Below are 13,417 nucleotides of genomic sequence, written 5' to 3'. Positions count from 1 at the left end.
TATAGAGTCCGGATAAATTATTCGTATCGCAATGCCAGTGCGGGTTCCATGCGTAGTATGCGCTGTAAGGGTATCCATGTGGCGACAAATACAGCGACGGTGATAATTATAGGAACCAATATATACGCCAGTAGATGAAGCTGATTTTCTGCACCAATCGTCTTAATAAAACTCCGGCTCATAAAGTAAGCGAGTGGAAGGCCCAGTGCAAATCCTGTGATTAATTGTAATGCGCTTTGGCGGCTGAATAATAAAAGTATTCGGGTGTCTGGTGAGCCGAGCGCGCGGCGAATTCCCAATTCTTGCGTGCGTTGTTCGATATGATTTGCCATCACCCCATATATGCCGCTTACCGCCATTACTAATGAGCAAATGGCAAATAAGAAAAAAATACGCTCCATTAAATCAAGCAACACGCGATTGTTTTCGGCTTGTGCGGTTAAAGTTGCAAACCGGTACATGGGTAAATTGGGGTCAATGTTGTGTAACACTCTGGCGAGTGGTTGTTGGAAAAGATTAGGATCAGAACGGGTTTTTAACACAATCGCCATAGCATCGCGTGGCATTTGTGCAAAGGGAACATAAACGGTCGGTTCCTGTTCAGAACCAAACAGACTACCTTGCATTAATTGTGGCACAACACCTACGACGGTCATCCAGTTGTCGGGCATGGTTTGTATGCTACTGGCGATGCGAATGCGTTTGCCAATAGGTGATTCTTCCGGCCATATTTTGTTGGCGAACTCATCAGAAATGACGGCTACTTTGGGTGAGTTTTCGTTATCGCGTTCATCCAGCAAGCGCCCCTCCAGTAATGGAATTGATAAGGTTTCAAACGTGTTTGGATAAACCTGTACCAAATGCGCCTGAGGAAATGCAGAAGTAGGGAACTCTTGCCCCTCGGGTTGAATACCGCTGGCAGGTAAAAATTCAGTTGGTACGTGCGACATTAATGTCGCTTTCTCAACACCGGAAATATTGCTTATGTCCATTAGCAGGCGATTGTAGTATCCGGTCTGCGCTGGTCCTTGGGGGTAAACACTTGGCGGCGGGTTGACGCGCGCGGTTAAAAAATTATTGATATTCATACCATATCCTTCTGCGACGGCATGATAAATCAATATGGAAATAATGCCTGCTATCACCATCAATGCGCATGAAAGCCCAATTTCAACTGTCACCAGAATTTTACTGATGAATCCCGCCGTTTTTCCCAGTGATGTTTTTGCTGCATCTTTTAATACGGCATTAAAGTTTCTTCCCGATGCTTTCCAAGCTGGAATAAAACCGGTTACCAGTGCGGTTATTACAATAACAGCAAGAGCATTAATGACATCTTCCATTCTAAGGCTCATCACTGCAAAAAAAGGAATGCCGTCAGTACTCCGCTTCATAAAAAATTGGGTTACTGCATCTAACCCCCAACCGGCAAATAGAATTGCTAATAAGCCACCGATTCCGCAGATAAATAGGCTTTCCCACATCATTTGGCTGATGAGCCGCGTGCGCTGAGCGCCCAAGGCTACACGAATGGCGATTTCCTTTGAGCGCATATTGGCGCGGGCGAGTAATAAGTTTCCTACGTTGATGCAGCTCAATGCCAGAACAAAAAAACCTGAGCTCAGCATTAAATAAAAAATATTAATATTGTTTCTGGAAAGTTCACGTTTATAAAGATCGATTCTGGCGCTTAGGTTTTGCTGTGGATTAATGCGCAAGTCGGTACTGTTGGCATAAATGGTTTGCAGTTCCAGTTCGGCTTCAGCTGCAGAAATCCCTGGTTTTGCTTTTGCAAGTAAACGAATCAAAGGGGAATTTTTTAAGGAGAATTGATGAGCGTCTTTCTTTAATGGAAGCCATATTTGATTGTTAAAAGGAAATACGTATCCCTTGGGCATAACGCCAACAACTTCAACCTTCTCGCGATTGATCTGAACTGTTTTTCCAATAATTGCGCTGTCTGCATCAAAATAATTTTGCCAAAGGTCATAGCCAATCACTACCACAGGAAGGCTGCCAATCTGTTGATCATTATTTGTTAAGGTTCGCCCTAGCAGGGGCACCACACCCGTGTATTCAAAAAAATCATCCCCAGCGTAAATACCTTGATAGCGAATGGATTTAACCCCGTCAGATAAAACCGCTGTTTCAGAACCAAAGGCAACTACCAATTCAAAACTTTGGCTTTCGGATTTAATCTTTTGATAATCATGCAAGAGCGTTTGTTGAACGCGTTTATCTACCAATCGATTTATAAACATTAATCGCTCACCGTCTTTAAAATCCAGCGGGCGAAAGACGAACGCATTCACAACCGACATCATAAAAATTGAAACGCCAAGCCCAATTGTCATTACCGCTATAGTGAGCGCAGTAAAACCGGGCGTTTTTAATAAAATACGTAATGTGTACTTAATATCGAGAAGCAGGCTCATATTGCACCTGCCAAATGGATTTTTGTTTCCGGTGATGATGTTAAACGTTCATCCGATTGCAATACATTATGTATGGGGGCATCACTGGAAATATCGCTGACAATTTTTCCATCCATCATTTGTACTATTCGGTGTGCACGGTGAGCGGATCGCGGATCGTGAGTGACAATGCAAATGGTGGCGCCTTTTGCGTGGAGCTCATCCAGCAGTGTCATTACATCTGCCGCGTTTTTCGAATCCAGATTGCCAGTGGGTTCGTCTGCTAGCAGCAGAGATGGTTTCCCTGCAATCGCGCGCGCAATGGCCACGCGCTGCTGCTGACCACCTGACAACTGGGCCGGATAATGATTAACTCTATGATGCATACCTACTGCAGCAAGAGCATTTTCCACCATATCTTTGCGTTGTTGTCTGGTTAAATCATTGCGATAAGTGAGCGGCAGCTCCACATTTTCTTGTACTGTCATATCGCTAATCAAATTAAATGATTGAAAGATAAAACCTATTTCTTTATTGCGAATCTGGCTGCGCACTTTGCTGTTTAAATCGCTGACGAGCACATCGGACAAATAATAAGCTCCCGCAGATGAGCTATCCAAAAGCCCCATTACTGATAGAAGTGTGGATTTTCCACAGCCTGAAGGCCCGGTAATGGAAACATACTCTCCTTGCTTAATCGTTAAATTGATATTACTGAGCGCATGAGTCTCCATATCATCCGTAATAAATATTTTTTTAATAGCATCCATATTAATGAGTGGCTTATTCATATACATAACTCCATTTTTATAAAAATATGTGGTGGAACTTTTAAAAATAACCTAATGATTAGTTGGCTAAATAGATTCTTGAATAGCCATCCAACTCCGATTGGTCAGAGACAATAATTTGATCGCTTGGATTAAGGCCGCTGACAATCTCGATTTTGCTGGCAGACCCGCGACCAAATTCTACCGGGACTTTATCTGCAAAATTTCCATCTTCTGAAAGCTTGAATACTCGCATCGCGCGATAATTTTGTGAGTAAGCAGGGCGCTCTACAAATAGCGCATTACTCAAAGCGGCCACCATAATTTCCCCATCTATGGTTAAATCCGGGCGGGCATCAGTAGGTAAAGGTTCTGTGAGTTCAACATCCACTTCTACAGTGCCATTCATCACTGAAGGCGATATGCGCGAGACAACACCGGTAATACGATTATTACGGGTATCAATACTCACTGTTTGGGCTAAGGCGACTTGTTGGATTTGAATTTCAGGAACCAGCATGCGTGCAATCAATTGATCTTGTTGTACTAGCTTGGCAATGTTTGCTCCTAGTGCCAGTTGTTGGCCTGGCTCTATGGCTACTTCTTGTACAACGCTATCCATAGTTGCGCGAACCTGTAGTTGTTCAACTTGCTCCCTTGCGCGCTCAATTTGTTTTTGCAGCTTTTTCAAACGTGCTTTTTTAGCAATTACTTGCACTACAACATTTTCTTCCATGCTTTTGGTGCGGCTTTGCTCGATCTGCCAGCGTTCTTTGCGTTGGGCTGTTTGCATTTGACTTGATTCAAATTCAATTTTAGATATGGATCCCTGATTGCGTTCACGTAAATATATTTGCGCATTCAGGTTTAATTCGGAGGTTTGGAATAGACCTTTTGCTTCCAATTCAATCGTGCGTTGATCTAATAGCGCAGATTCCATATCTTTTATTTCCGCACTTGTTTGCGCTTGCATGGCTTCAAGATCCCAGTGTAAATCGTCGTAAGCTTGTTCCAATTCAGGATTACTCAACTCTGCAATCAGATCACCGGTTTTAACCTGAGCGCCAGGCTTGACTAAAACCTGCTCAACGCGGCCATTGGTTTCTGCAGCCAACCAGCGAACATTGATCGGTACCAGTGCGCCCGGTGCACGAATGACAATATCAAAGCTACCCTGATTAACTTTCGCCAATCGAAGCGTATGTCGGTCAACTTTAAAATCGGATGGGCTGTATAAGGGAATAACGCCGTATCCTATAAAAACACACATTAAAAATCCGGCAAGAAGCCAGATTGATTTGATTTGCTTGTTAGGCTGACAACGAATGATGTCCACTTCTTAACTGCTCTGATACTGTTGATGGTGTTTATAGAGCAGTAACTGAGCCAGATATATTTTTTATAGTGAAAACAATAAATTACAAAATCTATGGAAGTATTTAAAAGTAAAACTGTTCTGTTTTTGAGATGCTATTTGATTGTTTCTGTAGCGAAATTGGGACACCTGCATGTGCTCACTTCTGCTAGACTTCGGTGTACCGCTTAAAATTCAGTCACTCTAATGCAAGGTGCAAAATGGAAGCTCATCATATTGAAATTCGTCATCTTTCCCATCAGGACATGTTTGAGTTAAAAGTCGCTTGTAATGAGGTATATCCCGATTCTGCTTTGGCCAGTTGGGATGAAAAGGTTATAGGCCGATTGCTGACGAAATTTCCTGAAGGACAAATTTGTGTCTGTGTAGATGGCAAAGTAGTTGGGTGTGCGCTTTCACTCATCATCGACTATCAGCAATTTGGAGATGATCACAGCTACGACCAAATTACCGACAATTTAAAGTTCTCAACACATGATCCGGTGGGTGATGTGCTGTACGGAATTGAAGTTTTTATTCATCCCGAATATCGCGGCCTGCGTTTGGCAAGACGACTCTACGCTGCACGCAAAGAACTGTGTGAAAATCTGAACCTGCGAGCCATTATCGCGGGTGGGCGTATGCCAGGCTATGCAGCACATGCGCACGAGATGAACGCAAAAACCTACATTGCCAAAGTAAAAGCCAGAGAAATTTACGACCCGGTGTTAAGTTTTCAATTGGCGAATGATTTCCACGTTCGCAAAGTGTTGACCGCTTATTTGGCTGGCGATAAAGAATCTAAAGAGTGTGCGACATTGATTGAATGGATCAATGTGTATTACACCAAATCCCCCAAATTGATTAATGCTGAACGCAGTGAGGTGCGTATTGGTTTGGTGCAATGGAAAATGCGCAGAATGGATAAGCTTGAAGAGTTATTCGAGCAAATGGAATTTTATGTTGATGCGGTATCAGATTATAAAAGTGATTTTATTCTATTTCCCGAGCTGTTCAGTGCTCCGCTAATGGCTGAATTCAACCACTTGAGTTTTACCGAATCTATCCGTGGGTTGGCGATTTACAGTGAGGCAATTCGGGATAAGTTCATTGAAATGGCCATCAGCTACAACATCAATATTATCTCGGGCAGCATGCCTTTGATGGATAACGAAAAGCTGTATAACTCCGGATTTTTATGTCGTCGCGATGGTACTTGGGAGCGCTACGATAAAATTCATAATACCCCTGCCGAAGTTCGCAACTGGGCGATGACTGGCGGGCAGCATATTCGTGTATTTGATACTGACTGCGGAAAAATCGGCATTATTATTTGCTACGACGTTGAGTTTCCCGAGTACAGCCGCTTGCTGGCTGATCAAGGCATGAATATTTTATTTGTGCCTTTCTTAACCGATACTCAAAGTGGATACACGCGCGTTCGACACTGTGCTATGGCAAGAGCGATTGAAAACGAGTGTTATGTTGCAATCGCAGGTGCAGTAGGAAATTTGGCGCGTGTGAATCATATGGATATTCAATATGCGCAGTCTGCGCTTTTTACTCCCTCTGATTTTTCATTTCCGGCTACCGGTATTAAATCGGAAGCCACTCCCAATTCAGAGATGACTTTGATTGTGGATGTGAATATGGATTTGCTTAAAAAATTACACTCTCATGGTTCAGTGCATACCATGCGTGATAGACGCAAAGACTTGTATGAGCTGCGGTTGTTGAGCGATACCAATTAACTGGTAGCTCACTGAGGGATGTTCCCTGCTAGTGCTCAAGGAGCGACACATCGAAATTGTCGGTGTGTCATCATATGACTGATGATCCGTTATTAAATGTAAATCTTGTATACTAGTAATCAGCGTGTATCTAGTCTATTAATCGGCTTGTTTTCAGGCTCAAATAATAATTCTGGAGATGCACATGAGATATCAATTCGGTCGTGGGCGAGGTTTACTCGCTATCTTTTCTATTCTTCTGTTTTCCACTCTCTCATTATCCGCTTCGGCAAAAGATAACTTACGCCTCAATGATAAGGATTACTTTGAAAAGCCCGGTTTAAATGTGCTGGTGTTTAGCAACTGGTATGACGGGCTTTTTAGCGATTCTAAAACGAGCGGAGTGGAGTTAATTCACCACGGTGAGCGCACTGTAACCAATGGCGATGTGCGTGTGAATGCGACGCCCGAGCAGTGGGATTTAACCCCACTATTTAAGGAGCGAAAGGTCAATCGAGAAGAGCAATCGATTGAGGCTTTTTTGCATTATCCCGATTATCAATTTGATTTTTCTATAAAGGTTGCTAAAAACGCGGCAGGGGTTCGTTTAACTGTAAATATTCCTAAGTCTTTACCCAAATCGCTTGAAGGTAAGGCGGGTTTCAATTTGGAGTTTTTGCCAGCAGCTTATTTTCATAAATCTTTTTTAATGGATGGTTCGGCAGGAACTTTTCCTCGCTATCCAAGTGGTTTAAAAGAAATTAATGGAAAGGCTGATCCTGCTGCGTTAGCGGTAGGTCAACACTTGGTGTTGGCGCCAGAGGATATTGAGCATCGTATAAGTATTAGCTCTACAGAAGTACCACTGGAATTATACGATGGTCGTGGAAAGGCTCAGAATGGTTGGTATGTGTTGCGCAGTAAAATTCCTGCAAACAAAACGGGAATCGTTATTGAATGGCAAATTGATGCGGCAACCGTTAATAACTGGATTCGCGAACCGATGATTGCTCATTCTCAGGTGGGCTATCATCCTTCTCAGAAAAAAATAGCAGTGATTGAGCTGGATGCAAATGATAAAAAAATCCAGAAGGCAAACTTAATAAAAATTAATGCAGACGGAGCACGCAAAACCATACTTAGCCAGAAGCCAAAACACTGGGGCAAGTATTTGCGCTATGAATATCATCAGTTTGATTTCAGTAAGGTGCAAGAATCTGGTTTGTACGTCATTACCTATGGCAGTCAAGAGACGCACAGCTTCCGTATTGGTAAATCTGTATATCAAAATGCATGGCATCCGACATTGGATATGTATTTACCTGTGCAAATGGATCATGTCACCGTAAATGAGTCCTATCGTATTTGGCATGGTGCATCTCATTTGGATGATGCTTTGCAGGCACCTGTTAATCATGAGCATTTTGACTTGTATGCCCAAGGGCCAACAACTGATACAAAATTTAAGCCGGGCGAGCATATACCCGGGTTAAACATTGGTGGTTGGTACGATGCAGGTGATTACGATATTCGAACTCAAACCCAGTATGCGGTGGTGAATACTTTAGTTGTTGCATGGGAAGCTTTTAAATTAACGCGTGATACCACCAAAGTAGATTACGAAAGTAAATTTGTTGATCTTCACACTGCGGATGGTAAGCCAGATATATTGCAGCAAATAGAGCACGGTACCTTAGCTTTAATAGCTCAGCATCGCGCTGTAGGGCACGCAATTCCCGGCACTGTAGAAGCGCATATTGATCAATATCACCACTTGGGCGACGGTGTTACCAAAACAGATAACTTAATCTACGACCCCAAAATGAGTGAACTTGAGACTGATGGTTTTAAAAGTGGCAAGTTTGATGATCGCTGGGCATTTACCAGCAAGTCATCATCGCTCAATTATGGTTCTGCCGCTGCACTTGCTGCCGCGAGCCGTGCACTAAAGGGGTTTAATGATGCGCTGGCGAAAGAGTGCATCGCGACCGCGAAAAAAGTATGGGCAGACGAACAGGCAAAACCTCAACCAGATAGTTTCAAATATGGCAATACAACTGGAGGCAAGCTGGAGCATGAACAGTTAAAAGCGGCTACCGAATTGCTGATTACAACGGGAGAAAAACAATATGCGCAAGCAGTTGAAAAAGCTCTCATGCAAGTTGAGTTTGTGCCAATGGCATCATGGTTTGTGCGTGCCATGCCATATATGAATGCCAGCTTTAAATCGGAATTAGAGAACAAGGCAAAGATCTATCAACAAGAATTAAGCGTGACAGAAAAGAAAAACCCATTTGGTGTGCCTATCACGGAAGGCGGTTGGGCAGGCAATGGAGCGGTAATTCAATTTGCGATCAACAATTACTACATTCACAAAGCGTTTCCTTCGCTCGTAACGCGTGAATCAGTATTGCAAGGGCTGAATTATTTGTATGGTACCCATCCTGCTCATAACCTGTCATTCGTTTCAAATGTAGGGGCTCGCTCAAAAGAAGTAGCCTATGGTATGAACCGCGCAGACTTCTCTTTTATTTCTGGCGCTATTGTTCCTGGTGTTCTGATTTTGAAACCAGATTTTCCCGAAAATCATGAGGATTGGCCTTTCTTCTGGGGGCAAAATGAATACGTAGTCAACTTGGCTGCCAGCTATATCTTTCTGGTGAATGCAGCAGAAGATGTGTTGATGAATTAGATTTTTTAGGTAATAAGCTCTTTAATAGAACTGTCTGATAAAACTTGTTGAAAGAGTGAATCTCAATATCGCTGTATGGTGTCTTAATAGTTACTGCGGTAGCATCTAGTCTTTCAGCAGGTTTGCAATGACTTTCCAGTTAAGGAGTTTTTATGTCCATTGATGAAAAAAACAAAGAAGAGCATCCCGTTGCAGCTCCATCGCCATCAGTAGCTTCTACCAAGTCATCTGCTTCAGGCTGGGCAGTTGGTTTGGCGGTAGTTGTTATCGGTGGGTTGTTGCTGGCGCGTAATCTTGGTTATGAGTTGTTCTTTTTGGATTTTCATAATTGGTGGGCGTTTTTAATTATGTGTGCGGCCATCGGGCCATTGCAGCAGGCATTTAGTTATTATCGCAAGGAAGGATTAAGCGCGAATGTGGCTAATTCATTGGTGTCAGCGGGGGCGATTATTTTTGTTGCGTTGATGTTCTTGCTGGATTTGTCATTTTGGGTCTGGTGGCCGGTTTTCGTTATTATCGGCGGTCTTTATATGATGACTAGTCGCAATCGAAGCTAATATTTTCTGATGTGCTCTGAATAACCCCGCACTTTTTTTGCGGGGTTATTTTTTTGTGGGGTTGTTATTTACGGATGAGCAAAACGTGAACTTGTTAAGCAATAGTCCAGCGCTCAAGAGTAAGTTTTTCTTGGTTGGCTTTTATACACCAGCCAAAATCGTGCCAATCACCTAATACGATTCGCTCCGCAGTTTGTCCATCGATGATTAATTCATGGCGCGCTGGGCGATGAGTGTGGCCGTGAATTAAGCGAGTTACTCCTGCTGCCTGCATTTGATTCACTACTTCTGTAGAAGTGACATCCATTATGTCGCCTGACTTAAGGCTGTTCATGCTTTGGCTTTTTTCACGCAGTTGCGCAGCCAGTGCGCGGCGAGCCGCGAGCGGTTGAGAAAGAATTTGTTGCTGCCATTGTTGGCTGCGCACCATTGCGCGGAATTGTTGGTACTCGGTATCCTCAGTGCAAAGTTCATCACCGTGCATTATCAGTGTGGGAGTGCCGTAGAGATCGATAGTCGAGATTTCCGGCAGCAAAGTCATACCTGCTTTATCGGCGTAATCTTTCCCTAATAAAAAATCGCGATTGCCATGAATAAAATAAATCGCTGTGCCGCGTGTGTGTACGTGTTGTAGTTCGTTAGCAACTTCTAGCGCAAGTGCTGAATCGTCATCGTCGCCAATCCAGGTATCAAAAAAGTCGCCAAGGATATACAACGCATCCGCATTGACTGCTTGTGTGTGCAAGAAATGAAAAAACGCCCGCGTGATTTGCGGGCGTGATTCATGAAGATGCAAATCTGAAATAAATAGCGTGTGCATATTCTGTAGTACTTATTCAGCGATACTTAATTAAGCAATCGTAGCGCTTTGAATGATTACAGCTTCTTTAGGTACGTCTTGATGGAAGCCTTTAGTACCAGTTTTTACGCCTTTGATTTTGTTCACAACGTCCATGCCCTCGGTTACTTTACCGAATACGCAGTAACCCCAGCCGGATGCATTTTTACCTGAGTGATTCAGGAAGCTGTTGTCTTTTACGTTGATAAAAAATTGTGCAGTGGCGCTGTGTGGGTCATTGGTACGCGCCATTGCCAAGGTGCCGGTCAGATTTTGCAAACCGTTATCTGCTTCATTTTCAATTTGGTCGCGGGTTTTTTTCTGCTCAAAATCTTCGGTGAAGCCGCCGCCTTGAATCATAAAACCATCTATTACGCGGTGAAAAATGGTGCCGTTATAAAAACCTTCTTCAACATATTGTTTGAAGTTGGCGGCAGTTTTTGGCGCTTTGTCAAAATCCAGTTCGATAACAATATCGCCGTAGTTGGTGTGTAGAGTGATCATGCTAAGTCTCCCTTGTGGAAAAAGCGGGTATGATACGCGCTCCCCGAAGGGGAAGGAATGCGTATTCCCATTAAATTTTTTGATTAAGTGAAGCCTATGCAGCGCGGTAAATTTCTCACAATTGAAGGTACGGAAGGTGTAGGAAAAAGCACCAATTTAGCGTTTGTGCGGGATTGGTTAACGGCGCGCAGAATTGAAGTGGTTGTGACACGCGAGCCGGGTGGTACGCCGCTTGCTGAGGAAATTCGTGGTCTGTTGTTGAGTAAGCGTGACGAAACTGTCGATGAAACAGCTGAGTTGCTGCTGGTATTCGCCGCTCGTGCACAGCATCTGGCCCAAGTGATTAAGCCAGCGCTGGCGCGCGGTGCTTGGGTGCTGAGTGATCGCTTTACCGATGCCACCTTTGCCTATCAAGGTGGTGGGCGCGGCTTAAGCAAATCGACCATCGAGCAACTTGAACAGCTAGTTCAGGGTGATTTGCGCCCCGATTTGACCCTGATTTTGGATATTGATGTTGAGCTGGGCTTAAATCGCGCGCGCCAACGCGGAGAGCTGGATCGTTTTGAAAGCGAAACCATCGGGTTTTTCGAGAAGGTGAGAGCGGCATATCGTCAGCGTGCAGCAGCGGCTTCCGAGCGTTATGCGCTGGTAGATGCAGGTAAAACCTTACCTGAGGTGCAAGCCGAAATTGATGCGGTGCTCACTCGATTGCTTGGTTGAGTAATTAGAAATCCGGCGCTGCTTTGATGTGAATCCGGGCGCCAGTGATAGGGTGGTCAAGCCACAGCTCTTGCGCGTGCAACAGCAGGCGAGGGGCTTTGGCGAGCACATCTTCAGGGGCGTAAAGCCCATCGCCCAACATAGGGTGACCAAGGCTGAGCATATGAACGCGCAGCTGGTGAGTTCGGCCGCTAACCGGCTCCAAAAGCACGCGAGTAGTGTTTCTTTCTATATCTTTTTCGATTACCTGATAGCGCGTATGCGCTGCCTTGCCGCTTTCAAAACACACTTTTTGCAGCGGGCGATTTGGCCAGTCACAAATCAGCGGCAACTTCACTTCGCCCTCATCTTCCTCCATCAATCCTTCAACTACGGCGATATAACGCTTGTGGATTTCGCGCGCTTCAAACTTGTGGGTCAGATTTTTCAGAGTGAGATAGTTTAGCGGGAACATCACTATGCCGGATGTGCCTTGATCCAAGCGGTGCGCAATGCGCGCATTGGGGTTAAATTTCACCACGCGGTTGTAAAGACAGTCCTGCTTGTCAGGGCCTTTGCCCGGAACACAAAGCAGCCCGGCGGGTTTGTTGGCAATGAGCAGATCCTCGTCGAGGTAGAGAATGTCGAGCTGGGAGTCGGTCATTGGCGCGCCTGAGCAGAATTAAGTGGGTGCGGATTATCGCAAATTTGCTAAGCTTGCCCAACTTTATCTTTGGTCTGTCTCTTCTGTTCCAGGCACTGAGTAATTCATGAGCGATTCCCCACAACAAGTCTTTCCTTTACATCCTTATCCTTGGCAGTTGGGCGAGTGGCAACAGTTGGTGCAGCAGATCGCCGCCCAAAAATTGCCTCACGCGATGATGATTGCTGGCCCCAAGGGAATCGGTAAGCGCCATTTGGCAGATGCGTTAGCGCAATTGCTTTTGTGTCAATCGCCGATTGAAGGTACGCCTTGCTGCAAATGCCGCGGTTGTGAATTGAACAAAGCCCAAACCCATCCGGATTTGATCTGGCTGGAGCCGGAAGAAGAGGGCAAAGCAATCAAAGTGGATCAGGTACGTGAGCTGACCGAATCTCTCGGCAAGACAGCGCAGCAGGGCGGTTATAAGGTTGTGATTATCGAGCCAGCAGAGGCGATGAATGGCAATTCAGCCAATGCATTGTTGAAATCTCTGGAGGAGCCTGCGGCCAATACCTTGTTGGTTCTTGTCGCTCACAGCCCAAGCTCGGTATTGCCGACTATTCGCAGCCGCTGCCAGATGCGCAAATTCCCGATGCCGCGCAGCGAACAGGTGTTGCATTGGCTGTCGCCGCTATTGGTCGGTAGCAGTGCTGATGCTGAAAAGCTGCTGGTTGCCGCGCGCGGAGCGCCCTTGAGTGCATTAGCCTTGTTGCAGGGCGATGCCTTGGAACAACGCGAACAGGTGTTGCAGCAGTTTGTGCGCTTAAGTCTCGGTCAAATATCGGCAATCGAGCTGGCGGCCCAATGGCACAGTGGCGATGTGCAGGGGTTTATGGAGTGGTTTTTAGGGCTCTTGCACAGTATTGCCCGCTGGCGTGTGGGTGCTGAGGATCTGCAAATGGAACAGGCACCGGTGGAGTGGCGCGACCGATTAAGTCATCTCAATGTGTCGCTGTTGCATCGTTATATCGAGAAAATCCTGCTCTCCAAAAAGCAGCTGCTGAGCGGGGCAAACCCCAATAAGCAATTGTTATTAGAGGAATTATTACTGGATTGGAGTGCTTTATTGCGCGCCAGCACGAATCGTGCAATGGCGTCTGGACACTAATGAGCTAATCTATTAGTGTTTCGGCCAATTAGGTCTATGAACTAACAA

11 protein-coding genes are annotated in these 13,417 nt (G+C 45.0%); 5 read left to right on the top strand and 6 right to left on the bottom strand.

Going from position 1 to position 13,417, the window contains the following annotated elements; all coding sequences use genetic code 11:
- Positions 1 to 17 precede the first annotated feature (17 nt).
- From SPL68_RS09050 to SPL68_RS09040, 3 genes are read right to left on the bottom strand one after another with little or no spacing between them, the layout of a single operon-like run.
- Positions 18 to 2,435 (bottom strand): ADOP family duplicated permease, encoded by a 2,418-nt coding sequence (locus SPL68_RS09050; RefSeq protein ID WP_323814774.1) that lies wholly within the window; start codon positions 2,433 to 2,435, stop codon positions 18 to 20.
- Positions 2,432 to 3,205 (bottom strand): ABC transporter ATP-binding protein, encoded by a 774-nt coding sequence (locus SPL68_RS09045; RefSeq protein WP_323814773.1) that lies wholly within the window; start codon positions 3,203 to 3,205, stop codon positions 2,432 to 2,434. The genes SPL68_RS09050 and SPL68_RS09045 overlap by 4 nt, the downstream gene beginning before the upstream one ends.
- A 58-nt stretch (positions 3,206 to 3,263) precedes the next feature.
- On the bottom strand, positions 3,264 to 4,454 hold the full coding sequence (locus SPL68_RS09040) for an efflux RND transporter periplasmic adaptor subunit (RefSeq protein WP_323814772.1): 1,191 nt from the start codon (positions 4,452 to 4,454) through the stop codon (positions 3,264 to 3,266).
- Between the two features lie 305 nt (positions 4,455 to 4,759).
- Between SPL68_RS09040 and SPL68_RS09035 the strand changes: the two genes are divergently transcribed.
- From SPL68_RS09035 to SPL68_RS09025, 3 genes are all read left to right on the top strand, one after another.
- Positions 4,760 to 6,289, top strand: coding sequence for a bifunctional GNAT family N-acetyltransferase/carbon-nitrogen hydrolase family protein (locus SPL68_RS09035; RefSeq protein ID WP_323814771.1), 1,530 nt, complete (start codon positions 4,760 to 4,762; stop codon positions 6,287 to 6,289).
- Positions 6,290 to 6,473: 184 nt separating this feature from the next.
- Positions 6,474 to 8,960, top strand: coding sequence for a glycoside hydrolase family 9 protein (locus tag SPL68_RS09030; protein ID WP_323814770.1), 2,487 nt, complete (start codon positions 6,474 to 6,476; stop codon positions 8,958 to 8,960).
- Positions 8,961 to 9,112: 152 nt separating this feature from the next.
- Positions 9,113 to 9,517, top strand: coding sequence for a LiaF transmembrane domain-containing protein (locus tag SPL68_RS09025; RefSeq protein ID WP_323814769.1), 405 nt, complete (start codon positions 9,113 to 9,115; stop codon positions 9,515 to 9,517).
- A 94-nt stretch (positions 9,518 to 9,611) separates the two neighbouring features.
- On the opposite strand, the gene lpxH is transcribed toward SPL68_RS09025, so the two are convergent.
- Positions 9,612 to 10,337 carry a UDP-2,3-diacylglucosamine diphosphatase gene (gene lpxH, locus SPL68_RS09020; RefSeq protein ID WP_323814768.1) on the bottom strand — a complete coding sequence of 242 codons (726 nt, stop codon included), beginning with the start codon at positions 10,335 to 10,337 and terminating at the stop codon, positions 9,612 to 9,614.
- Positions 10,338 to 10,367: 30 nt separating this feature from the next.
- Positions 10,368 to 10,859, bottom strand: a complete 492-nt coding sequence (locus SPL68_RS09015) for a peptidylprolyl isomerase (protein WP_323814767.1) — start codon at positions 10,857 to 10,859, stop codon at positions 10,368 to 10,370.
- Positions 10,860 to 10,955: 96 nt separating this feature from the next.
- Here SPL68_RS09015 and tmk point away from each other — a divergent pair, with 96 nt between their 5' ends.
- A complete protein-coding gene (gene tmk, locus SPL68_RS09010; RefSeq protein WP_323814766.1) occupies positions 10,956 to 11,579 on the top strand; it encodes a dTMP kinase in 624 nt (207 codons plus the stop codon).
- A gap of 4 nt (positions 11,580 to 11,583) precedes the next feature.
- Here tmk and SPL68_RS09005 read toward each other — a convergent pair whose 3' ends face one another.
- Entirely contained in the window at positions 11,584 to 12,222 is a 639-nt protein-coding gene (locus tag SPL68_RS09005) for a pseudouridine synthase (RefSeq protein ID WP_323814765.1), read from the bottom strand.
- Positions 12,223 to 12,328: 106 nt separating this feature from the next.
- On the opposite strand from SPL68_RS09005, the gene SPL68_RS09000 reads away from it, so the two are divergent.
- Positions 12,329 to 13,369 carry a DNA polymerase III subunit delta' gene (locus SPL68_RS09000; protein WP_323814764.1) on the top strand — a complete coding sequence of 347 codons (1,041 nt, stop codon included), beginning with the start codon at positions 12,329 to 12,331 and terminating at the stop codon, positions 13,367 to 13,369.
- The last annotated feature ends 48 nt before the right edge of the window (positions 13,370 to 13,417 follow it).

The organism is Cellvibrio chitinivorans (genome assembly GCF_035117775.1).
GTDB lineage: Bacteria > Pseudomonadota > Gammaproteobacteria > Pseudomonadales > Cellvibrionaceae > Cellvibrio > Cellvibrio chitinivorans.
The sequence above is the reverse complement of the archived record's forward strand: the minus strand, read 5'-3'. Positions and strand labels throughout refer to the sequence as shown.

Bases quoted from the DNA above. Each gene is read 5' to 3' on its own strand.
- SPL68_RS09015 (WP_323814767.1), bottom strand. From the start codon at position 10,859: ATGATCACTCTACACACCAACTACGGCGATATTGTTATCGAACTGGAT.
- SPL68_RS09000 (WP_323814764.1), top strand. From the start codon at position 12,329: ATGAGCGATTCCCCACAACAAGTCTTTCCTTTACATCCTTATCCTTGG.
- tmk (WP_323814766.1), top strand. From the start codon at position 10,956: ATGCAGCGCGGTAAATTTCTCACAATTGAAGGTACGGAAGGTGTAGGA.
- SPL68_RS09040 (WP_323814772.1), bottom strand. From the start codon at position 4,454: ATGTGTGTTTTTATAGGATACGGCGTTATTCCCTTATACAGCCCATCC.
- SPL68_RS09005 (WP_323814765.1), bottom strand. From the start codon at position 12,222: ATGACCGACTCCCAGCTCGACATTCTCTACCTCGACGAGGATCTGCTC.
- SPL68_RS09030 (WP_323814770.1), top strand. From the start codon at position 6,474: ATGAGATATCAATTCGGTCGTGGGCGAGGTTTACTCGCTATCTTTTCT.
- SPL68_RS09035 (WP_323814771.1), top strand. From the start codon at position 4,760: ATGGAAGCTCATCATATTGAAATTCGTCATCTTTCCCATCAGGACATG.
- lpxH (WP_323814768.1), bottom strand. From the start codon at position 10,337: ATGCACACGCTATTTATTTCAGATTTGCATCTTCATGAATCACGCCCG.
- SPL68_RS09025 (WP_323814769.1), top strand. From the start codon at position 9,113: ATGTCCATTGATGAAAAAAACAAAGAAGAGCATCCCGTTGCAGCTCCA.
- SPL68_RS09045 (WP_323814773.1), bottom strand. From the start codon at position 3,205: ATGAATAAGCCACTCATTAATATGGATGCTATTAAAAAAATATTTATT.
- SPL68_RS09050 (WP_323814774.1), bottom strand. From the start codon at position 2,435: ATGAGCCTGCTTCTCGATATTAAGTACACATTACGTATTTTATTAAAA.